This window comes from Serratia sp. D1N4, assembly GCF_054552755.1.
In genome coordinates this window covers 5,273,026-5,294,808 of the sequence record NZ_CM137274.1, presented here as the reverse complement: position 1 = coordinate 5,294,808, position 21,783 = coordinate 5,273,026, and the positions used below count along the sequence as shown (strand labels likewise).

At 50.8% G+C, this 21,783-nt stretch carries 14 protein-coding genes, 1 tRNA gene and 3 rRNA genes; 10 read left to right on the top strand and 8 right to left on the bottom strand.

Features of this window, described 5'->3' with window-relative positions; genetic code table 11:
• Positions 1-226 precede the first annotated feature (226 nt).
• The 4 genes from ACX1CU_RS23820 (at position 227) to rrf (ending at position 5,384) form a co-directional block, all read left to right on the top strand.
• A 16S ribosomal RNA gene (locus tag ACX1CU_RS23820) occupies positions 227-1,769 on the top strand.
• Positions 1,770-1,915: 146 nt separating this feature from the next.
• Positions 1,916-1,991: transfer RNA gene (locus ACX1CU_RS23815), tRNA-Glu, on the top strand.
• A gap of 250 nt (positions 1,992-2,241) precedes the next feature.
• A 23S ribosomal RNA gene (locus tag ACX1CU_RS23810) occupies positions 2,242-5,150 on the top strand.
• Between the two features lie 118 nt (positions 5,151-5,268).
• A 5S ribosomal RNA gene (gene rrf / locus ACX1CU_RS23805) occupies positions 5,269-5,384 on the top strand.
• The 16S, 23S and 5S rRNA genes sit together here with 1 tRNA gene alongside, the layout of an rRNA operon.
• A gap of 88 nt (positions 5,385-5,472) precedes the next feature.
• Here rrf and mobB read toward each other — a convergent pair.
• Positions 5,473-5,994 carry a molybdopterin-guanine dinucleotide biosynthesis protein MobB gene (gene mobB / locus ACX1CU_RS23800; RefSeq protein WP_459400627.1) on the bottom strand — a complete coding sequence of 174 codons (522 nt, stop codon included), beginning with the start codon at positions 5,992-5,994 and terminating at the stop codon, positions 5,473-5,475.
• Entirely contained in the window at positions 5,987-6,580 is a 594-nt protein-coding gene (gene mobA, locus ACX1CU_RS23795) for a molybdenum cofactor guanylyltransferase MobA (protein ID WP_459402898.1), read from the bottom strand. Before mobA ends, mobB begins: the two co-directional genes overlap by 8 nt.
• 152 nt (positions 6,581-6,732) lie before the next feature.
• Here mobA and ACX1CU_RS23790 point away from each other — a divergent pair, with 152 nt between their 5' ends.
• The 3 genes from ACX1CU_RS23790 to dsbA all read left to right on the top strand — a co-directional run bounded on the left by ACX1CU_RS23790 (position 6,733) and on the right by dsbA (position 8,819).
• The gene (locus tag ACX1CU_RS23790) at positions 6,733-7,002 is read left to right on the top strand and encodes a YihD family protein (protein WP_037400383.1); all 270 of its coding nucleotides are present in this window, start codon (positions 6,733-6,735) and stop codon (positions 7,000-7,002) included.
• Between the two features lie 84 nt (positions 7,003-7,086).
• Entirely contained in the window at positions 7,087-8,085 is a 999-nt protein-coding gene (locus tag ACX1CU_RS23785; protein WP_459400626.1) for a serine/threonine protein kinase, read from the top strand.
• Positions 8,086-8,114: 29 nt separating this feature from the next.
• Entirely contained in the window at positions 8,115-8,819 is a 705-nt protein-coding gene (gene dsbA, locus ACX1CU_RS23780; protein ID WP_459400625.1) for a thiol:disulfide interchange protein DsbA, read from the top strand.
• Between the two features lie 43 nt (positions 8,820-8,862).
• Here dsbA and ACX1CU_RS23775 read toward each other — a convergent pair whose 3' ends face one another.
• Positions 8,863-9,762, bottom strand: coding sequence for an acyltransferase (locus tag ACX1CU_RS23775; protein ID WP_459400624.1), 900 nt, complete (start codon positions 9,760-9,762; stop codon positions 8,863-8,865).
• Positions 9,763-10,250: 488 nt separating this feature from the next.
• Here ACX1CU_RS23775 and polA point away from each other — a divergent pair, with 488 nt between their 5' ends.
• Positions 10,251-13,046: a DNA polymerase I gene (gene polA / locus ACX1CU_RS23770; RefSeq protein ID WP_459400623.1), complete on the top strand. Its 2,796-nt coding sequence runs from the start codon at positions 10,251-10,253 to the stop codon at positions 13,044-13,046.
• A gap of 524 nt (positions 13,047-13,570) precedes the next feature.
• On the opposite strand, the gene yihA is transcribed toward polA, so the two are convergent.
• On the bottom strand, positions 13,571-14,221 hold the full coding sequence (yihA, locus tag ACX1CU_RS23765; RefSeq protein ID WP_459400622.1) for a ribosome biogenesis GTP-binding protein YihA/YsxC: 651 nt from the start codon (positions 14,219-14,221) through the stop codon (positions 13,571-13,573).
• A 743-nt stretch (positions 14,222-14,964) separates the two neighbouring features.
• Here yihA and yihI point away from each other — a divergent pair.
• A complete protein-coding gene (gene yihI / locus ACX1CU_RS23760) occupies positions 14,965-15,510 on the top strand; it encodes a Der GTPase-activating protein YihI (RefSeq protein WP_459400621.1) in 546 nt (181 codons plus the stop codon).
• 186 nt (positions 15,511-15,696) lie between these two features.
• Positions 15,697-17,070 carry an oxygen-independent coproporphyrinogen III oxidase gene (gene hemN / locus ACX1CU_RS23755; RefSeq protein ID WP_459400620.1) on the top strand — a complete coding sequence of 458 codons (1,374 nt, stop codon included), beginning with the start codon at positions 15,697-15,699 and terminating at the stop codon, positions 17,068-17,070.
• A gap of 37 nt (positions 17,071-17,107) precedes the next feature.
• Here hemN and ACX1CU_RS23750 read toward each other — a convergent pair whose 3' ends face one another.
• The 4 genes from ACX1CU_RS23750 to glnA form a co-directional block, all read right to left on the bottom strand.
• A complete protein-coding gene (locus ACX1CU_RS23750; RefSeq protein WP_459400619.1) occupies positions 17,108-17,230 on the bottom strand; it encodes a YshB family small membrane protein in 123 nt (40 codons plus the stop codon).
• Between the two features lie 112 nt (positions 17,231-17,342).
• Entirely contained in the window at positions 17,343-18,755 is a 1,413-nt protein-coding gene (gene glnG, locus ACX1CU_RS23745; RefSeq protein WP_459400618.1) for a nitrogen regulation protein NR(I), read from the bottom strand.
• An 8-nt stretch (positions 18,756-18,763) separates the two neighbouring features.
• Positions 18,764-19,813 (bottom strand): nitrogen regulation protein NR(II), encoded by a 1,050-nt coding sequence (gene glnL / locus ACX1CU_RS23740; RefSeq protein WP_459400617.1) that lies wholly within the window; start codon positions 19,811-19,813, stop codon positions 18,764-18,766.
• Between the two features lie 314 nt (positions 19,814-20,127).
• Entirely contained in the window at positions 20,128-21,537 is a 1,410-nt protein-coding gene (gene glnA, locus ACX1CU_RS23735) for a glutamate--ammonia ligase (RefSeq protein ID WP_459400616.1), read from the bottom strand.
• Positions 21,538-21,783: the final 246 nt, after the last annotated feature.

Below are 21,783 nucleotides of genomic sequence, written 5' to 3'. Positions count from 1 at the left end.
TCTGCCTCCCGCGTTACCGAGAAACATGCCGGTAACCAACGCTCTTTAACAATTTATCAGACAATCTGTGTGGGCACTCACAAGACGATATCCAGCCACTTCGGTGGCAAAAAAATATCAAGTCTTGAAGAGTGACCAAAGCAGTATACATTGACCCGCAAGGGCAATGCATTTGCAGAAAGTAATCTTTGAGCATCGCTTTACTTGTTAAAGCAAATCGAACTTTTAATTGAAGAGTTTGATCATGGCTCAGATTGAACGCTGGCGGCAGGCCTAACACATGCAAGTCGAGCGGCAGCGGAAAGTAGCTTGCTACTTTGCCGGCGAGCGGCGGACGGGTGAGTAATGTCTGGGAAACTGCCCGATGGAGGGGGATAACTACTGGAAACGGTAGCTAATACCGCATAACGTCTTCGGACCAAAGTGGGGGACCTTCGGGCCTCACACCATCGGATGTGCCCAGATGGGATTAGCTAGTAGGTGAGGTAATGGCTCACCTAGGCGACGATCCCTAGCTGGTCTGAGAGGATGACCAGCCACACTGGAACTGAGACACGGTCCAGACTCCTACGGGAGGCAGCAGTGGGGAATATTGCACAATGGGCGCAAGCCTGATGCAGCCATGCCGCGTGTGTGAAGAAGGCCTTCGGGTTGTAAAGCACTTTCAGCGAGGAGGAAGGCAGTCGTGTTAATAGCGCGACTGATTGACGTTACTCGCAGAAGAAGCACCGGCTAACTCCGTGCCAGCAGCCGCGGTAATACGGAGGGTGCAAGCGTTAATCGGAATTACTGGGCGTAAAGCGCACGCAGGCGGTTTGTTAAGTCAGATGTGAAATCCCCGCGCTTAACGTGGGAACTGCATTTGAAACTGGCAAGCTAGAGTCTTGTAGAGGGGGGTAGAATTCCAGGTGTAGCGGTGAAATGCGTAGAGATCTGGAGGAATACCGGTGGCGAAGGCGGCCCCCTGGACAAAGACTGACGCTCAGGTGCGAAAGCGTGGGGAGCAAACAGGATTAGATACCCTGGTAGTCCACGCTGTAAACGATGTCGACTTGGAGGTTGTGCCCTTGAGGCGTGGCTTCCGGAGCTAACGCGTTAAGTCGACCGCCTGGGGAGTACGGCCGCAAGGTTAAAACTCAAATGAATTGACGGGGGCCCGCACAAGCGGTGGAGCATGTGGTTTAATTCGATGCAACGCGAAGAACCTTACCTACTCTTGACATCCACGGAACTTGCTAGAGATAGCTTGGTGCCTTCGGGAACCGTGAGACAGGTGCTGCATGGCTGTCGTCAGCTCGTGTTGTGAAATGTTGGGTTAAGTCCCGCAACGAGCGCAACCCTTATCCTTTGTTGCCAGCACGTCATGGTGGGAACTCAAAGGAGACTGCCGGTGATAAACCGGAGGAAGGTGGGGATGACGTCAAGTCATCATGGCCCTTACGAGTAGGGCTACACACGTGCTACAATGGCATATACAAAGAGAAGCAAACTCGCGAGAGCCAGCGGACCTCATAAAGTATGTCGTAGTCCGGATTGGAGTCTGCAACTCGACTCCATGAAGTCGGAATCGCTAGTAATCGTAGATCAGAATGCTACGGTGAATACGTTCCCGGGCCTTGTACACACCGCCCGTCACACCATGGGAGTGGGTTGCAAAAGAAGTAGGTAGCTTAACCTTCGGGAGGGCGCTTACCACTTTGTGATTCATGACTGGGGTGAAGTCGTAACAAGGTAACCGTAGGGGAACCTGCGGTTGGATCACCTCCTTACCTAACGATATTGATTCGAGTGAGTGCTCACAACAGATTGTCTGATAGAAAGTAATGAGCAAAAGCGCTACCTGTTGATGTAATGAGTCTTCTGGACTCATGCTGATACGAACCGATTAAGAGTTTCTGTTTAATCGGATTTTCGTGTCCCCATCGTCTAGAGGCCTAGGACACTGCCCTTTCACGGCTGTAACAGGGGTTCGAATCCCCTTGGGGACGCCATCCGATAATGAGTGAAAGACATTATCACCGGTTCTTGCGGAACCGAAAATAACGTAAAGATGACTTTCACAAGTCGTGTTTACGATATTGCTCTTTAACAATCTGGAACAAGCTGAAAATTGAAACCTGATAGCTGAAACTTATCCCTCCGTAGAGTTATTGGGGTAAGGACTAACCTGTCAGAGAGTCTCTCAATTGTTTACAGCACGACGGTTGTCTCCTGTTTACAGGAAACACCTTCGGGTTGTGAGGTTAAGTGACTAAGCGTACACGGTGGATGCCTAGGCAGTCAGAGGCGATGAAGGGCGTGCTAATCTGCGAAAAGTGTCGGTAAGCTGATATGAAGCGTTACAACCGGCAATACCCGAATGGGGAAACCCAGTGTGATCCGTCACACTATCGTATGGTGAATACATAGCCATACGAGGCGAACCGGGGGAACTGAAACATCTAAGTACCCCGAGGAAAAGAAATCAACCGAGATTCCCCCAGTAGCGGCGAGCGAACGGGGAAGAGCCCAGAACCTGAATCAGTGGATGTGTTAGTGGAAGCGTCTGGAAAGTCGCGCAGCAAAGGGTGATAGCCCCGTACACTAAAATGCATGCATTGTGAGTTCGATGAGTAGGGCGGGACACGTGACATCCTGTCTGAATATGGGGGGACCATCCTCCAAGGCTAAATACTCCTGACTGACCGATAGTGAACCAGTACCGTGAGGGAAAGGCGAAAAGAACCCCGGCGAGGGGAGTGAAATAGAACCTGAAACCGTGTACGTACAAGCAGTGGGAGCCTACTAGTTGGGTGACTGCGTACCTTTTGTATAATGGGTCAGCGACTTATATTTTGTAGCAAGGTTAACCGAATAGGGGAGCCGTAGGGAAACCGAGTCTTAACTGGGCGTCTAGTTGCAAGGTATAGACCCGAAACCCGGTGATCTAGCCATGGGCAGGTTGAAGGTTGGGTAACACTAACTGGAGGACCGAACCGACTAATGTTGAAAAATTAGCGGATGACTTGTGGCTGGGGGTGAAAGGCCAATCAAACCGGGAGATAGCTGGTTCTCCCCGAAAGCTATTTAGGTAGCGCCTCGTGAACTCATCTTCGGGGGTAGAGCACTGTTTCGGCTAGGGGGCCATCCCGGCTTACCAACCCGATGCAAACTCCGAATACCGAAGAATGTTATCACGGGAGACACACGGCGGGTGCTAACGTCCGTCGTGAAGAGGGAAACAACCCAGACCGCCAGCTAAGGTCCCAAAGTCATGGTTAAGTGGGAAACGATGTGGGAAGGCATAGACAGCCAGGATGTTGGCTTAGAAGCAGCCATCATTTAAAGAAAGCGTAATAGCTCACTGGTCGAGTCGGCCTGCGCGGAAGATGTAACGGGGCTAAACCATGCACCGAAGCTGCGGCAGCGACGCTTAGGCGTTGTTGGGTAGGGGAGCGTTCTGTAAGCCGTTGAAGGTGGTCTGTGAGGGCTGCTGGAGGTATCAGAAGTGCGAATGCTGACATAAGTAACGATAAAGCGGGTGAAAAACCCGCTCGCCGGAAGACCAAGGGTTCCTGTCCAACGTTAATCGGGGCAGGGTGAGTCGACCCCTAAGGCGAGGCCGAAAGGCGTAGTCGATGGGAAACGGGTTAATATTCCCGTACTCGGTGTTACTGCGAAGGGGGGACGGAGAAGGCTAGGCTAGCCGGGCGACGGTTGTCCCGGTTTAAGCGTGTAGGGGGAGAGAATTGGTAAATCCGTTCTCTTATTCAACCCTGAGGCGTGATGACGATGCACTACGGTGCAGAAGTGGTTGATGCCAAGCTTCCAGGAAAAGCCTCTAAGCTCCAGGTAACACAGAATCGTACCCCAAACCGACACAGGTGGTCAGGTAGAGAATACCCAGGCGCTTGAGAGAACTCGGGTGAAGGAACTAGGCAAAATGGTGCCGTAACTTCGGGAGAAGGCACGCTGGCGCGTAGGTGAAGAGACTTGCTCTCGGAGCTGAAGCCAGTCGCAGATACCAGCTGGCTGCAACTGTTTAATAAAAACACAGCACTGTGCAAACACGAAAGTGGACGTATACGGTGTGACGCCTGCCCGGTGCTGGAAGGTTAATTGATGGGGTTAGCGGCAACGCGAAGCTCTTGATCGAAGCCCCAGTAAACGGCGGCCGTAACTATAACGGTCCTAAGGTAGCGAAATTCCTTGTCGGGTAAGTTCCGACCTGCACGAATGGCGTAATGATGGCCAGGCTGTCTCCACCCGAGACTCAGTGAAATTGAACTCGCTGTGAAGATGCAGTGTACCCGCGGCAAGACGGAAAGACCCCGTGAACCTTTACTATAGCTTGACACTGAACATTGAGCCTTGATGTGTAGGATAGGTGGGAGGCATCGAAGTGTGGACGCCAGTCTGCATGGAGCCAACCTTGAAATACCACCCTTTAATGTTTGATGTTCTAACTCGGCCCCGTAATCCGGGGTGAGGACAGTGTCTGGTGGGTAGTTTGACTGGGGCGGTCTCCTCCCAAAGAGTAACGGAGGAGCACGAAGGTTAGCTAATCACGGTCGGACATCGTGAGGTTAGTGCAAAGGCATAAGCTAGCTTGACTGCGAGAGTGACGGCTCGAGCAGGTACGAAAGTAGGTCTTAGTGATCCGGTGGTTCTGAATGGAAGGGCCATCGCTCAACGGATAAAAGGTACTCCGGGGATAACAGGCTGATACCGCCCAAGAGTTCATATCGACGGCGGTGTTTGGCACCTCGATGTCGGCTCATCACATCCTGGGGCTGAAGTAGGTCCCAAGGGTATGGCTGTTCGCCATTTAAAGTGGTACGCGAGCTGGGTTTAGAACGTCGTGAGACAGTTCGGTCCCTATCTGCCGTGGGCGTTGGAAGATTGAGAGGGGTTGCTCCTAGTACGAGAGGACCGGAGTGAACGCACCACTGGTGTTCGGGTTGTCATGCCAATGGCACTGCCCGGTAGCTAAGTGCGGAAAAGATAAGCGCTGAAAGCATCTAAGCGCGAAACTTGCCTCGAGATGAGTCTTCCCTGGGCCTTTAAGGTCCCTGAAGGAACGTTTAAGACTAAGACGTTGATAGGCTGGGTGTGTAAGTGCAGCGATGCATTGAGCTAACCAGTACTAATGAACCGTGAGGCTTAACCTTACAACACCGAAGGTGTTTTTAGAGACGAAGTAGAGTTTTAATTTTCAGCGATGTTCTTAGATTGGTTCTGGTGGTTACGTGTAGAGACATGTGACGGCCTGGAATGAAACAGAATTTGCCTGGCGGCAATAGCGCGGTGGTCCCACCTGACCCCATGCCGAACTCAGAAGTGAAACGCCGTAGCGCCGATGGTAGTGTGGGGTCTCCCCATGCGAGAGTAGGACACTGCCAGGCATCAAATAAAGTAGAAAGCCTCATGCGAAAGCATGGGGCTTTTTGCTTTGAGATTTAAACTCAGAATTAATTTGTTCAAGAGACTCACTTATTCTCTTATTTCCTTCAGCCATTGTGTAATAAATACGGCGATCTCCTCTGGCCGATTGATATCTAATTGCCGCAGTATATCGTTGGTTTTTTTATCGCTTGCCACCGCAATAACATATTTATCCAGCATACTTTCAAGCGGTTTCCCCACTTCCTCGCGATAAAGAACGATTTTACTGATAGGTTCATGTTTGAATCCCTCCACCAGAATTAAATCCACTTTGCTACTGTCGAACCTGCTGGCCAAATACATTAAATCCAGCGGTTGCTGTTCGGGGGTTTCGGTCATCAGCACCCAACGCCGATCGTTAGCCACCAGCGTTTGACTTGCTCCGGCTTTACGTAGCTCGTAGCTGTCCTTGCCTGGAGTATCCATATCCATATCATGATGGGTATGCTTGATAAGCCCAATTCGTATCTGCTGCTGTTTCAATAGTGGAATTAATTGCTTAAGTAGCGTGGTTTTTCCTGTGCCGCTATAAGCTGCGATAGCGAGTAAAGGGGGTAATGAGTTAATCATCAACGATTCCTTTCTCCTGCAACCATTGCTGGCAATCTTCAGGCGTATTTAAATTGCGGAAAGCCTGTCGCTGGTTATTGAATACAACCTGCTGCGCACCTATGGCCTCCATAAACAGCATCAGCTTACGCTCGCCGCTAGCCAGATAATCCGTCAAGTTACCCAATAGGCTGGTATGGAATAATGCTAATGTGGGGTGCGGGCGCTCGCCGTCGCTGGCATAGGCAGCCAGCGCTGTACCTTTATGCTGCCATAGTTGCTCAACCAAATTGTCTGGGAGATCTGGAACATCACAGGGGGCGCAGACTATCCACTCATTATCGGCATAGTGGAACCCAGCCAATATACCGGCTAATGGGCCGGGGAAGTCAGCCGTCAGATCGCTTACTACTGGTAAGCCGCTTTCCCTATAACGTTGCTGATTGCGGTTTGCGCAGATAATCAGGTGACCAACCTGTGGCATTAATCGATCCAACACGTGTTGGTACAATGCTTTATCACCCAGTTGAATTAGTCCTTTATCTTCACCCATCATGCGGGCAGAACGCCCTCCTGCCAGAATAACGCCGGTTATTTCTTTATGCATCATCCATCACTCTGCTGTATTGCTAATGCACTGATTGTAGCGCTAAACCTGTTCAGATAGGGTGATTTACCTTTATTGACAAGCTGGTTCTTTCACTGCGTGAGTAAGCCTGCTACTTTGTGAGTTTATTCACTTCACTGGATGATATTGGTATGAAAACGCATCGCGTAAACGAGTTGATTGAGCTGCTCCACCCGGCCTGGCAGCAGGATCCGGATCTCAATCTGATTCAGTTTCTGCAAAAGCTGGCGCAGGAAGCGGGTTTTCAAGGTGACTTGGCGGATCTGAGCGATGATATTTTGATTTATCATCTTAAAATGCGCGGCAGTGCTGGCACCGAGCAGATCCCTGGTCTGAAGAAAGATTACGAAGAAGACTTCAAAACCGCATTGCTGCGTGCTCGCGGTGTCATTAAAGACTAGCACTCATCAGGGACAGTCATCTGTAGTGATGATTAGTGCTACTATTTCTCATACTTGGCACTGTGTTGTCATCTGGCGAACTGAATGGCTGTTATGAATAATAACTCTGCTTTTAATTTTGAAACCCTTTCTCCCGATCTGATTATGGATGCTTTGGAAGGGATTGGTTTGCGTGTTGATTCCGGGCTGACGGCGCTGAACAGCTATGAAAACCGCGTTTATCAGTTTATGGATGAAGATCGTAAGCGTTATGTGGTGAAATTTTATCGGCCGGAGCGTTGGAGCGCAGTACAAATTGGTGAAGAGCATCAGTTTGCTCTTGAGCTATCCCAAGCTGAAATCCCGGCAGTTGCACCACTGGTGTTGCAAGGGAATACCCTACATACCCATGCAGGTTTCTTTTTTACCGTCTTTCCCAGTGTGGGGGGCCGGCAATATGAGATAGATAGTCTTGAGCAACTGGAGTGGGTTGGGCGTTTTCTGGGTCGTATTCATCAGGTGGGTAGCGAAAGTTTGTTTGCCGAGCGCCCCACCATCGGCGTTGAAGAGTATCTTACGGCGCCACGGCAGGTTTTGGCAAACTGCGCTTTAGTGCCCAAGGCTCAGCGCGATACTTTTTTGAACGCTATGGATAATCTGATTGCCGTCATCAAACAGCATTGGCAATTGGATTGGCAGCCGTTGCGTGTGCACGGTGACTGCCATCCGGGCAACATTCTGTGGCGTGATGGGCCGTTGTTCGTCGATCTGGATGATGCGCGTAATGGGCCAGCAGTGCAGGATCTGTGGATGTTGTTACACGGTGAACGCCGCGATCGGTTGATGCAATTGGATATCTTGCTGGAAGCCTACGGTGAATTTGCCGAATTTGATCAGCGAGAATTAGCGTTAATTGAGCCGTTGCGGGCGATGCGTATGGTGTATTACCTGGCATGGGTAGCACGCCGTTGGCAAGACCCGGCATTCCCTAAAAGTTTTCCGTGGATGGCTGAGTCTGATTTTTGGTTATCTCAGACTAAGGCATTTACTGAGCAGGTTAAGCTGTTGCAGGAACCTCCTCTGCAGCTGATGCCAATGTATTGAAGCTTTAACATAATGGAGAGTTTAGTTTTATGAAGAAAATATGGTTGGCACTCGTTGGCATGGTGATGGCATTCAGTGCCTCTGCTGCGCAAGTTAGCGACAGTTCTCCATCCATCACTTTGGATAAAGCCGTAAAAAGTGAATCACAGACGCTCAGTGCCTCTACTGCGCGATTTAGCGATGGTACTCAATATGTCACTTTGGACAAACCTGTGACCGGTGAACCGCAAGTATTGGAGTTTTTCTCCTTCTACTGCCCACACTGTTATCAGTTTGAAGAGGTTTATCATGTTTCTGATAGCGTGAAGAAAGCCTTGCCTGCGGGCACCAAAATGACCAAATATCATGTGGAGTTCCTGGGGCCTTTGGGCAAACAGATGACTCAAGCATGGGCTGTGGCGATAGCCTTAGGTGTGGAAGATAAAATCACTCCGCTGATGTTTGAAGCAGTACAGAAAACTCAAACGGTACAAACCCCAGATGACATCCGTAATGTTTTCGTGAAGGCAGGCGTTAGCGCGGAAGACTATGATGCGGCCTTGAACAGTTTTGTCGTGAAATCCTTGGTGGTTCAGCAACAGAAAGCGGCTGAAGATCTGCAACTGCGTGGTGTACCAGCGATGTTTGTTAATGGCAAATACATGGTGAAGCCCGATGGTTTGGATACCAGCTCAATGGAAGCTTACGTGAAGCAATTTGCTGACGTAGTAAAATTCCTGAGTGAAAAGAAATAACGTGTAAACAAGATAACGAACGCCGGTTAATCCGGCGTTTTTTTTAGCGGTACTGGCGCTTGAGTTTATCAAGCAGGCGGTCTTTTTCCAGCCATAAGGTATTCAACCAAAGCTGGAATTTGCGCTTGAACTGTTTGTCGTTGAAGTAATCCCCGTGCAAGATTTTATCAATCGGCAGGCATTCAATTCTTACCACAATGCGTTTCAGCCGGCCGCACAGCATATCCATAAACGTGTGCGCCTGGTTATCAGGATAGAGCAGAGTCACATTCAATACTTTATCAAATTGGTTACCAAGTGAGTTGAGCGTAAAGGCAATACCGGCCGCTTTGGGTGCAAGTAAATTACGGTAAGGTGAGTGAGTTTTGATTTTTTTCGCTTCCGTAAAACGCGAACCCTCAACGAAATTAACGATAGTTGTTGGGCGTTGGCGAAACTTCTCACAGGAACGACGAGTTGTTTCGATATCCCGTCCCCGTTTTTCCGGATGCTTCAGCAAATAGGAGCGAGAATAGCGTTTCATGAATGGCATATCCAACGCCCAGCAGGCCAAGCCAACGAAGGGTATCCAGGCTAACTGCTGTTTGAGGAAATACTTATTCATCGGTATGTGATTACGGAAGAGTACACACAGCACGACAATATCCGACCAGCTTTGATGGTTACCAATCAGCAGATACCAATTCTTTTTTTCCAACCCTTTCAGCCCATCAATATCCCATTGTATACCCGTGTTAATTTTTTTTAGTAGCAGGGCTAGGCTTTGGCACCAGCACCACATGATGTAATCACTAAAGATGGAGATATGTCGCCAAAGAGCGGGAACCGGAACCAACAGTTTAATAACGCCAGCCAAAGTTATAGGGATAGAGCATAAAACCGTCACTACAATGGTGAGCAGTGTAGAGAGGATAAAAATAACGGGGGATAACAACTTTGGCATGAGTTAAGTGCTGAAGGTGAATGAAAACATTGTTACGGATGAAAGAATATTCTAACAGAAACCAGGAGCAGATAACGCTGCTAAAAGCCAGTATTTTGGCTACAAAGGAATAGCCGAGTATTACGTCCCCGTGCAAATCGTTAATCTTGTGCTATGGCCATTGAGGTGCCAAAAATTGATTATTTGTGCTGTTAGCATTTGGCTTAAGTTATATCCACAAATTGCTTGAAAGATGATTAATATCAAGGCATAAAATAATTTACTTTAACGCTATGATTTAAATGCTAATTTTATTTTCAGTTATAATGATAAGCGCATTATTATAATTCGCTATCTTTTCTATGCACAAAGTTATCCACAAGAAGGATCTTGCGGATCGCCTCGCAGAATCCCATCAAATTTATCGACAATGCACGCTAAGGTTCGTCACCAGCGGCTAGCTATGGCATGCTTAGCTCAGTCTTTTCACGAATAAAAAAAGAAACGCTATGGCCCAGATTGCAGAAAACCCATTAATCCTGGTAGATGGTTCTTCCTACCTCTATCGTGCCTATCATGCCTTCCCACCGCTAACCAACTCCGTTGGCGAGCCGACCGGGGCGATGTACGGTGTGCTGAATATGCTGCGTAGCCTGCTTCTGCAGTACACCCCTAGCCACGTGGCGGTGGTGTTCGACGCCAAAGGCAAAACTTTCCGTGACGATCTGTTTGCCGAATACAAATCACACCGGCCACCGATGCCGGACGATTTGCGTGCGCAGATCGAACCTCTGCACCAAATGGTGAAGGCCATGGGGCTGCCGCTGATCGTGACGCCAGGAGTGGAAGCCGATGACGTGATTGGCACCTTGGCACAAGAGGCGGAAAAGGCCGGCCACGCGGTATTGATCAGTACCGGTGACAAGGATATGGCGCAACTGGTGACGCCAAATATCATCCTGATCAACACCATGAACAACACTATCCTTGGTCCACAGGAAGTGTGTGATAAATACGGCATTCCACCAGAGCTGATCATCGATTTTCTGGCATTGATGGGTGACTCGTCAGATAACATCCCCGGTGTACCTGGCGTTGGTGAGAAAACCGCTCAGGCGCTGCTGCAAGGGCTGGGAGGATTGGATGCGCTCTATGCTAATCTCGACAGCATCGCCACGCTGAGTTTCCGTGGGGCTAAAACTATCGCCGCCAAATTGGAGCAGAATAAAGAGGTGGCTTACCTCTCTTATAAGCTGGCGACGATTAAAACCGATGTCGAGTTGGAACTAAGCTGCGGCGAACTGCAAGTGAACCAGCCAGATGTTGATCAGTTACAGGCGCTGTTTAAACGCTACGAATTCAAGCGTTGGATGGCAGACGTTGAGGCTGGCACTTGGTTAGAAAATAAAGGTGGCGGACGTAAAGCCAGTACCGGAGCAAAACCGGCGGCAGCGGCTGAAACACCTAAGGTTGCCAGTGAAGCCACACTGTCGCAGGAAGGTTATGTCACGATCCTTGATGAAGAAACCTTTGTTGATTGGATAGCACGCCTGAAAAAAGCGGACGTGTTTGCCTTTGATACCGAGACTGATGGCCTGGATACCTTAACCGCTAACTTGATTGGTTTGTCCTTTGCTATTGAGCCGGGTGTAGCTGCCTATTTGCCGGTCGCACATGATTACCTTGATGCTCCCCCTCAATTGGATCGTGCCCATGTGTTAGCCACCCTGAAGCCGTTGCTGGAAGATGAAAAGGCGCTGAAGGTTGGGCAGAACCTGAAGTTTGATAAGAGCCTGCTGGCGCGCTATGACATCGATCTGCGTGGTATTGCTTATGACACCATGCTTGAGTCCTACGTACTGGACAGCGTCAGCGGTCGCCACGATATGGACAGTCTGGCCGATCGCCATCTAGGTCATAAAACCATTACCTTTGAAGAGATTGCAGGTAAGGGGAAAAATCAGCTGACCTTTAACCAGATTGCCCTTGAGCAAGCCGGGCCTTACGCCGCTGAAGATGCCGACGTTACGCTGCAGTTACATCTGGCGATGTGGCCAAAACTGAAAGAAAGTGAAGATCTGCTGACGGTATTCAATGAAATTGAAATGCCGTTGCTGCCGGTACTTTCGCATATCGAACGAACCGGTGTGCTGATCGATCAAAATATTCTGGCGGCACATTCCAAAGAGTTGGCTAAACGCCTGGCAGAGCTTGAAGTGCAAGCGCATGAACTGGCTGAAGAGCCATTTAATCTGGCTTCAACCAAGCAGCTCCAGGCAATTTTGTATGAAAAACAAAAGTTACCAATTTTGAAGAAAACCCCCGGTGGTGCTCCTTCAACCAATGAAGAGGTTTTGGCTGAGCTGGCGCTTGATTACCCATTGCCAAAAGTACTGCTGGAATACCGTGGGTTGGCGAAACTGAAAACCACCTATACCGACAAGCTACCGCTGATGATCAATCCGGTTAGCGGGCGGGTGCATACTTCTTATCATCAGGCAGTGACGGCAACCGGGCGTCTTTCCTCCAGCGATCCGAACCTACAGAACATCCCGGTGCGTAACGATGAAGGCCGTCGTATCCGTCAGGCGTTTATTGCGCCAGAAGGTTACCGTATTGTCGCTGCTGACTACTCGCAGATTGAGCTGCGTATCATGGCTCATCTGTCGCAGGACGAAGGTCTATTGAAGGCCTTTGCTGAAGGTAAAGATATTCACCGTGCCACAGCGGCAGAAGTGTTTGGTTTGCCGCTCGACAAAGTGACCAGCGAACAGCGCCGCAGTGCCAAGGCAATTAACTTTGGCCTGATTTACGGCATGAGTGCGTTTGGTCTGGCGCGTCAGTTGGGGATCCCGCGTGGCGAGGCCCAGCGCTATATGGATCTTTATTTCGAACGCTACCCCGGAGTGCTGGAATATATGGAGCGTACCCGCCAGCAGGCCTCTGAGCAGGGTTATGTTAGCACGCTGGATGGTCGCCGGTTGTATCTGCCAGACGTACGTTCCAGTAACGCGATGCGCCGTAAGGCAGCTGAACGAGCGGCGATTAACGCCCCGATGCAAGGTACCGCAGCGGATATCATCAAGCGTGCGATGATCGAAGTGAATGCCTGGTTGCAAGTGCAGGAAAAGCCGTTAGTGCACATGATCATGCAAGTACATGATGAATTGGTGTTTGAAGTACATGAATCGGCCATTGAAGAGGCGAGCCAGCGCATTCACGAACTGATGGAAGGCGGTATGAAACTGGCCGTACCACTGAAGGTGGATATCGGCGTTGGTAAAAACTGGGATGAAGCCCACTGATTGCTTTGCTGCGTTCTTCAGGGGATGGCATCTAACTGGCGATAACCTAAGCACTTTTCGTAATTAAGCTACAATATACGGCGATTGTTTCCCCAACATCGCCGTTCTTAGCCTTTATACTGTGTAACTAAACTACAAAAAATTCTTTTGCGCTGTGAAAAAATGATGTAGAGTTACAGGCGTAGGGTACAGAGGTAAGATGTTCTATCTTTTCAGACCTTTTACTTCACGTAATCGGATTTGGCTTAATATTAGCCGCCCCAGTCGGTTTTGACTGGGGCGTTTTTTATTGTATAAACAAAGGCCAACATAGCTTTCTCTTCGCTTTCTCTGTTTATTCCCTTTCCTGCCAATGGTCGATAACCCTCTGTTTTTATCTGCATTATTCTCTCAATTTTGCCATAAGTCTTTCTGATGGTTTTTAGTCAGAAATGTAACTAGGTAACAAAATAAAGCACAGCGTGGCGATCTGTAGACGTAAAAAAAGCCGATGTCTCCACATCGGCTGTTTACTCAACCAACGGTTATTCTCCGCCGATTTCATCCTCTTCCGGCAGTACCTCGGGTGGGATCTCATTAAACCAGGTGTTTAGCTTTTGGCTCAGCTTGTCGACGCCAATTTTTTTCGGTGAAGAGAAGGCTTCAACCTGAACATCCCCCATAAACGGCAGCACGGCTTCACGCACCATATTCAGCTGTGCCTTGCGCGCGCCGGACGCCAGTTTATCGGCCTTGGTCAGCAGCACAAGCACGGGCGTGCCGACATCAACAGCCCATTGAATCATCTGCTGGTCGAGATCCTTCAGCGGGTGGCGGATATCCATCAGTACCACCAGACCTTTCAGGCAGTTGCGCATCTGCAGGTATTCCCCCAGCGCGCGCTGCCATTTGCGTTTCATCTCTTCAGGGACTTCTGCGTAGCCATAGCCAGGCAAATCCACCAGACGAATACCTTCTTCCACTTCGAACAGGTTGATCAATTGGGTACGGCCAGGGGTTTTACTGGTACGCGCCAACCCTTTCTGATTGGTCAGGGTATTCAACGCACTGGATTTACCGGCGTTGGATCGGCCGGCAAATGCCACTTCAATACCTTCATCCCCCGGAAGGTGGCGAATATCGGGCGCACTGGTGACGAAGTGGGTCACATGATAATTGTAATTCTTACTGGTCAAAATTTTCGTCTCCGTGAGGATGGCTATCTGGTGGGCGATTATAACTGCATCGGTATCAAAATGGTGTTTTTCTCAGTTTTTATACATCTAGCGAGTAGTCCATTCGAGCAAATTGGCTCCTATCGTGTAAGACATTTGCCATTCCAATAGAGGGTAATGTCTCTTTATTTAAATGTTCATTTATTAATTTTGTTTAAAAAACAAATGATTAGTGTTTTTGTGGTGAAAATATCACTGTAAGCCTGTTGTAGGTACCTTGAGTACAGCGCCTAAAGGCGTAAAGTAGGTCTCAACGCAGGACGCGAAGGAAACAGGAACATCCAGGAAGGGTGATAAATCTCATGGAATACACAGGATGTGTAATGAGTATCAGGATGGCTTCAGATGGAATTGAAACTATTTGTACCGGAGCGTATGAATAGCATATGGATGGTGAAGTAACTGCAATTTGGATGCATGCGGGAAGCACACTCAGGAAGAGTGAAGGCTAACGGATTGCACCAGGGACGAATTTCCTTTTCAGGATGAAGGACATAGTTGCAGGGAATGCGGTTATAGCAGATGGAAAAACTGGGACGTTGAGTGTACGCATGGAGTGCGGAGTAGGAATATCCTTCACTTGAAGGTGTGAAATAGGCGGCAGGTTTAACCTGCCGCCTTTTTTCTTTGTCTACTTTCTGCTAGATTCCGCCGCAATCGTATAGCATTTCTATACTGAATCTACACACCTAAGAGCACACGCAATGAACCAGCCATCAAAAGCACCTCGCACCCCACGCAGCAGCGCGGCGACGTCAAAAAGTAAAAAGAAAAGCCGTGTGGAGCTCGATCAGGAAGCTCGTGATCGCAAACGTCTTAAAAAACGCCGTGGTCATGCTTCAGGCTCACGCACCCAGGTTGAGTCCGCCAACCAGAAAGACAAAGCGGCGGCACAGCCTAAAGATCCCCGTATTGGCAGTAAAGTGCCGGTAGCGCTGGTGGTTGAAGCCAAAGCGAAAGCCAAACCTCAGCCAAAACCGAAGGCAGAAGCTAAGCCGCGCCTGTCGCCGGAAGAAGAACTGGCGAAACTGGAAAATGATGAACGTTTAGATGCATTGTTGGAGCGCCTGGATGATGGTGCCACCCTGAATGCGGAAGATCAGGCTTACGTTGAGAAAACCCTGGATCGTATTGATGCACTGATGGAGCAGTTGGGCATTGAGTTGGGTGATGAAGACGACGAAGTCGAAGAGAAGCAGGAAGATATCCTGAAACTGCTGAAAAGCGGTAACCCAAAAGACGTATTTTAATGTGACATGTGGCTGATCCCGGCAATAGCCCTACTGTTGACGTGTTATCTACTGTGGTTATTCGGTAAACTATGGCGGCTGTCGAAACGCAAAGCGCGTTTTCGCAGCGCTTCCGCGGCCAGACAGCATAGACAACTGCCCATTTCCCGGCCCGGTAGGAAAAAGTATCGGAAGGAGTGAGCAAACATGTCTGAACAGACAATAGTCTGGGATTTGGCCCTGATCCAAAAGTATAACTATTCGGGGCCGCGTTACACCTCATACCCCACAGCGCTGGAGTTTAACCAGAGCTACGACGAAGCGGCGTTTCAACGCGCAGCGGCGCGTTATCCTGAGCGCCCGCTCTCGCTGTATGTGCATATTCCTTTCTGTCACAAGCTCTGCTATTTCTGCGGCTGCAATAAACTGGTGACGCGCCAAACCCATAAGGCTGACGAATATCTGGCAGTGCTGGCGCGCGAGATTGCCGCGCGTGCGCCGCTGTTTACGGGCCGTAAGGTTAATCAGATGCATTGGGGCGGCGGAACGCCGACTTACCTCGACAAACAGCAAATCAGCCGGTTGATGGCTATGCTGCGCCAGCATTTTGATTTCCTGCCGGATGCGGAGATGTCGATCGAGGTTGATCCACGCGAAATTGAGCTGGATGTGCTGGATCATTTACGTGCTGAAGGAATCAATCGCCTGAGCATGGGGGTGCAGGACTTCAATAAAGAAGTGCAGCGCCTGGTGAACCGTGAACAGGACGAAGACTTTATCTTCGCGCTGATCGCTCGAGCTAAAGCCTTGGGGTTCAACTCCACCAATATCGACCTGATTTACGGCCTGCCAAAGCAGACGCCGGAAAGCTTTGCTTTCACATTGCAGCGCGTGGCGGAACTGAACCCGGATCGTCTGAGCGTCTTCAACTACGCGCATTTGCCGAATCTGTTTGCTGCGCAACGTAAAATTAAAGATGCTGATTTGCCGAGTGCGCAACAGAAGCTCGATATTTTGCAGCAGACCATCGCTTCGCTGACCGAATCAGGTTACCAGTTTATCGGTATGGATCACTTTGCCCGGCCGAATGACGAACTGGCGATCGCCCAGCGCGAAGGTAAGCTACACCGCAACTTCCAGGGTTACACCACTCAGGGGGACAGCGATCTGCTTGGTCTGGGGGTTTCCGCCATCAGCATGCTTGGTGACAGCTACGCGCAGAACCAGAAAGAGCTGAAGGTGTATTACGCCGATGTAGAAGAACGTGGGAATGCGCTATGGCGTGGCCTGGCGATGACAGAAGACGACTGCCTGCGTCGCGATGTGATTAAAACCTTAATCTGCAATTTCCAACTCAGCTATCAGCACATTGAGCAGCAACACGCTATCCGGTTTACCGATTACTTTGCCGAAGATCTGGCATTGTTGGCACCGTTCGAGCGAGATGGGCTGGTGGAGCGTGATGAGCGTGGCATCCGCGTCACACCGCGCGGGCGTTTGCTGATCCGTAATATCTGTATGTGTTTTGATATTTATCTGCGCAAGCAGGCTCGCACTCAGCAGTTCTCACGGGTGATTTGATGCTTAAAATAACAGCCGCTGAGATGCGGCTGTTATTTTAACTGAAGAAATTGATCAGTGCGGCGCACAGTACCGCAGCAAAGGCCGCCTGCGGCGTGTGGCTGACGGCAGAACTGACGTCTGCGCCATGGGTAATAAAGACGATAAAAGAATCCAACATCCTGAGCCTCCGGGGTTTGCGCCATAATCATACTGCTGCGGCGTACCCTGTAAAGCCGTAATTAGCTGATTTTTTGTGCGCTTGATTGTGTTTTTACTATCCAGCACACAGATTACTCCATCCCCAACTCTTTCAGTTTTCGCGTTAACGTATTTCTCCCCCATCCCAGCAGGCGAGCGGCTTCCTGCTTGTGCCCCTGTGTGTGGCGTAATGCGGTGGTGAGCAAGGTTCTTTCCATCTCAGGCTGGGCTTCTGACAACAGATTTTGATGCCCGGAACGCAGCGCACGATCGGCCCATTGCGCTAGCAGAGTAGCCCAACTGTCCGGCAAGCTGTGGCCAGCGGATTCTGGCGCCGTGGTTTCAAACAGCTCACTGGGCAGATCCTGAATCAGCACCTCTTGCCCGGCGGCCATTACCGTTAACCAGCGGCAGGTATTCTCTAACTGACGCACGTTGCCTGGCCATGGCAGGCGGGTGAGGGCAGTTTCGGTTTCTGAGTGCAGATTTTTCGCTTCCACCCCCAGTTCTTTCGCCGCAACCTGCAGGAAATGGCGTGCCAGGCGTGGGATATCTTCCCGGCGTTCGCGCAGTGGCGGCAGGTGGACGCGGATCACGTTCAAACGGTGGAATAGGTCATCGCGGAACTTACCCTCTTGCACCCGTAATTCCAGGTTCTGGTGGGTGGCGGCAATGATACGCACATCCACTTTTACCGGTGCATAGCCCCCAACGCGATAAAATTGACCATCCGCCAGCACGCGCAGCAAACGGGTTTGCACATCCAGCGGCATATCACCGATTTCATCCAGGAACAGCGTGCCGCCGTCGGCCTGTTCAAAGCGCCCTTGGCGGATCTGATTGGCACCGGTAAACGCGCCTTTCTCGTGGCCGAACAGTTCGGATTCGATCAGGTCTTTAGGGATCGCCGCCATATTCAGGGCGATAAACGGGGACTTGGCGCGCGGGCTGTGGCGGTGCAACGCATGGGCGACCAGTTCTTTACCGGTTCCCGATTCCCCGTTGATCAGCACGCTGATGGACGAACGTGACAGGCGGCCAATAATGCGGAACACGTCCTGCATCGCTGGTGCTTCACCGATAATATCGGCTGCCGGATCGCTAACCGGCTGGCTACGCGCCGGTTGCTGCTGTTCCTGATAATGGCTGATGGCGCGCTCTACCAGCGCGACGGCTTCGTCAATATCAAAGGGTTTCGGCAGGTAGTCAAATGCCCCTTGCTGATAGGCGCTGACGGCGGCATCCAGATCTGAATGCGCGGTCATTATGATGACCGGAAGCATCGGATGGCGCTGTTTTATCTGCTTAAGCAGCGCCAAACCGTCCATACCTGGCATGCGAATGTCTGACAGCAACACATCGGGAGTTTGTGTGGCAAGTTGCTCTAGCACTTCATGGCCACTCTCAAAGGTGACGCAGCTTACACCAGCTCCAGTGAGCGCGCGTTCAAGCACCCAGCGGATGGAGCTATCGTCATCGACGATCCAGACTATCCCTCGTTGCATAGCGACCTCTACTTACGAATGGGCAGGTAAACCGAGAATTCGGTATGCCCTGGCCAACTGTTAAATTCAATTTTTCCGCAATGCTGATCGATAAGATTACGGGCGATAGATAATCCCAGGCCGGTCCCCCCCTCGCGGCCACTGACCATTGGGTAGAACAGGGTGTCTTGCAGCAGCGCCGGTACGCCAGGGCCGTCATCTTCGATATCAATGCGCGCTGCCAGCCGGTAGCGCGTGCCGTGCAGGGTGATCTGAAACGCAGTACGCGTGCGCAGCGTGATGGTGCCACCGGCGTGGCCCAACGCCTGTAGGGCATTGCGGGTGATGTTGAGCAAGATCTGTTCTATCTGGTCTGGATCGTGTGCCAGCTCTGGCAGGCTGGGGTCGTAATCACGCACCAGCGTGACGTTATCCGGTTTTTCCAACGACACCAATTGGCAAACACGCTCTGCAACCTGATGAATGCTCTGGGTAATATGCTGACCAGGCCGCTGTGGCCCCAGCAAGCGATCCACCAGATTACGCAGCCGATCGGCCTGCTCGATGATCACTTTGGTGTATTCGGTCAGCGCCGGATCGGGCAGCGCCTTGGCCAGCAACTGTGCTGCGCCACGCAGGCCACCGAGCGGATTTTTGATTTCATGTGCCAACCCGCGCACCAGATCGCGTGCTGCCACTTGCTGAGCATGCTGCAACTGTTCCTGGCTCAATCGGCGCTGGTTATCCATCGGTGCCAGCTCGATCAGGATAAAGCCTTCAGGCAGCGCCTGGGCGGTCAAGGAGAGGATGTGCGCACGGCTATCGACCACCAGGGTCACTTCATTGTCGGTAAAGCCCTGGCCTGCGTTGAGGCTCTCGCGCATCAGATCGATGTTCAGCGAAAAATAGCCCAGTAATTCAGGCAATGGCGTACCGAAAAGTTTACGGGAACTTTGCGCCAGCAGTTGCTGCGCTGCCGGGTTGGCGTAGTGAACAGCAAGCCGGTCATCCAACAGCAGGATGCTATTGATCAGAGAATTGAGGATCTGCCCAGCATCGGGTAGCTTGCCAGTTGCCATACATGCCCTTCATCTTTCAAGGCACAGCGTTGTTGGCCGCCCTTGCTTACTCCAGTCACTTGGCCGACCAAGCATCCTGGGGATGCGCTCGGTTGCCGCCTAGCTATACCATGGAACCTATTGGGTACAGAAGACGTCTGCACCTTTTTAGTGCATCCATCCTACTCCATCCTGCACTCTCGCGGTATGAAATAGTTTTGCAGAAAATACGGTGGAGAAAAAAGCCCATCAGAGATGGGCTAAAAAGTTTCCACGGCAACAAAAAAACGGCAACTGAAACCGGTGCGCCATCCGCGGACAGCGCAAGGTATCATTTAAACGCTGTAGTACAGCTCGAACTCTACTGGGTGTGGCGTCATGCGAACGCGGTCCATCTCTTCTTTACGCAGTTCGATGTAAGCATCGATCGCGTCGTCAGTGAACACGCCACCACGGGTCAGGAACTCGCGGTCTTCGTTCAGTGCAGCCATAGCTTCATCCAGTGAGCCGGCCACTTTTGGAATCTCAGCTTCTTCTTCCGGCGGCAGGTCATACAGGTTTTTGTCCATGGCATCGCCAGGATGGATCTTGTTGATCACGCCATCCAGACCAGCCATCAGCAGTGCTGCGAAGCACAGGTATGGGTTAGCCGCTGGATCCGGGAAGCGCGCTTCGATGCGGCGAGCTTTCGGGCTGGAAACCACTGGAATACGAATAGACGCTGAACGGTTACGGGCAGAATAAGCCAGCATCACCGGTGCTTCGTAACCTGGGACCAGACGCTTGTAAGAGTTGGTGGTCGGGTTAGCCAGGGCGTTGATCGCTTTAGCGTGCTTGATGATACCGCCAATGTAGAACAGTGCGATGTCAGACAGGCCGCCGTATTTGTCGCCAGCAAACAGGTTAACACCGTTCTTGGACAGCGACATGTGGCAGTGCATACCGGAACCGTTATCACCGAACATCGGTTTTGGCATAAAGGTCGCGGTTTTACCAAATGCGTGCGCCACGTTGTGCACCACGTATTTGTAGATTTGGATTTCGTCGGCTTTCTTGGTCATGGTGTTGAAGCGGGTTGCCACTTCGTTCTGACCTGCGGTGGCCACTTCATGGTGGTGAGCTTCAACCACCAGACCCATTTCTTCCATGGTTAAACACATGGTAGAACGGATGTCCTGTGAAGAGTCAACCGGTGGTACTGGGAAGTAACCGCCTTTCACCGCTGGACGGTGGCCTTTGTTGCCGCCTTCGTATTTGGTGCTGGTGTTCCAGGCGCCTTCGATGTCATCGATGCTCACGTGGGAACCACGGATGCTGCTGCCGAAACGCACGTCGTCAAACAGGAAGAACTCTGGTTCTGGCCCAAACAGCACGGTGTCTGCAATGCCGGAAGAGCGCAGGAAATCTTCTGCACGTTTGGAGATCGAACGCGGGTCACGGTCATAGCCCTGCATGGTGCCTGGCTCGAGGATGTCACAGCGAATGATCAGCGTGGTTTCTTCAAAGAACGGATCCAGAACCGCAGTGCTGGCGTCTGGCATCAGCACCATGTCAGATTCGTTGATGCCCTTCCAACCACCGATCGAGGAGCCGTCAAACATTTTGCCTTCTTCGAAGAAATCGGCATTTACCTGATGAGCAGGGATGGTGACGTGTTGTTCTTTACCCTTGGTGTCAGTGAAGCGCAGGTCTACAAATTTCACTTCATGCTCATTCAGCATCGTTAAAACGTGTTCAGCGGACATACTTAACTCTCCCGGATTTATCGTTGTCGTCGTCGTGGAACGAATCTGTGGAAACTGGCTTGATTTCGCCTTGCGTAGACTAAAGCGAAAACTGTGCCAACTATTTTAAAAGCGCAATAATCGCCTTTCTGCGCGGGTTTTGCCCATCCCTAGTATGCACCATGGGGGATGCAATGCACTGCTGTGGTGCAAATAATGCCTGCTGGGGCACTTAAATGGTGCAAAACGTCATCAGTTGCTGCTTTT

What these genes read in the sequence shown, in the direction of transcription:
- mobB (WP_459400627.1), bottom strand. Translation starts at nt 5,994, where the DNA reads ATGATTAACTCATTACCCCCTTTACTCGCTATCGCAGCTTATAGCGGC.
- mobA (WP_459402898.1), bottom strand. Translation starts at nt 6,580, where the DNA reads ATGCATAAAGAAATAACCGGCGTTATTCTGGCAGGAGGGCGTTCTGCC.
- ACX1CU_RS23790 (WP_037400383.1), top strand. Translation starts at nt 6,733, where the DNA reads ATGAAAACGCATCGCGTAAACGAGTTGATTGAGCTGCTCCACCCGGCC.
- ACX1CU_RS23785 (WP_459400626.1), top strand. Translation starts at nt 7,087, where the DNA reads ATGGCTGTTATGAATAATAACTCTGCTTTTAATTTTGAAACCCTTTCT.
- dsbA (WP_459400625.1), top strand. Translation starts at nt 8,115, where the DNA reads ATGAAGAAAATATGGTTGGCACTCGTTGGCATGGTGATGGCATTCAGT.
- ACX1CU_RS23775 (WP_459400624.1), bottom strand. Translation starts at nt 9,762, where the DNA reads ATGCCAAAGTTGTTATCCCCCGTTATTTTTATCCTCTCTACACTGCTC.
- polA (WP_459400623.1), top strand. Translation starts at nt 10,251, where the DNA reads ATGGCCCAGATTGCAGAAAACCCATTAATCCTGGTAGATGGTTCTTCC.
- yihI (WP_459400621.1), top strand. Translation starts at nt 14,965, where the DNA reads ATGAACCAGCCATCAAAAGCACCTCGCACCCCACGCAGCAGCGCGGCG.
- hemN (WP_459400620.1), top strand. Translation starts at nt 15,697, where the DNA reads ATGTCTGAACAGACAATAGTCTGGGATTTGGCCCTGATCCAAAAGTAT.
- ACX1CU_RS23750 (WP_459400619.1), bottom strand. Translation starts at nt 17,230, where the DNA reads ATGTTGGATTCTTTTATCGTCTTTATTACCCATGGCGCAGACGTCAGT.
- glnG (WP_459400618.1), bottom strand. Translation starts at nt 18,755, where the DNA reads ATGCAACGAGGGATAGTCTGGATCGTCGATGACGATAGCTCCATCCGC.
- glnL (WP_459400617.1), bottom strand. Translation starts at nt 19,813, where the DNA reads ATGGCAACTGGCAAGCTACCCGATGCTGGGCAGATCCTCAATTCTCTG.
- glnA (WP_459400616.1), bottom strand. Translation starts at nt 21,537, where the DNA reads ATGTCCGCTGAACACGTTTTAACGATGCTGAATGAGCATGAAGTGAAA.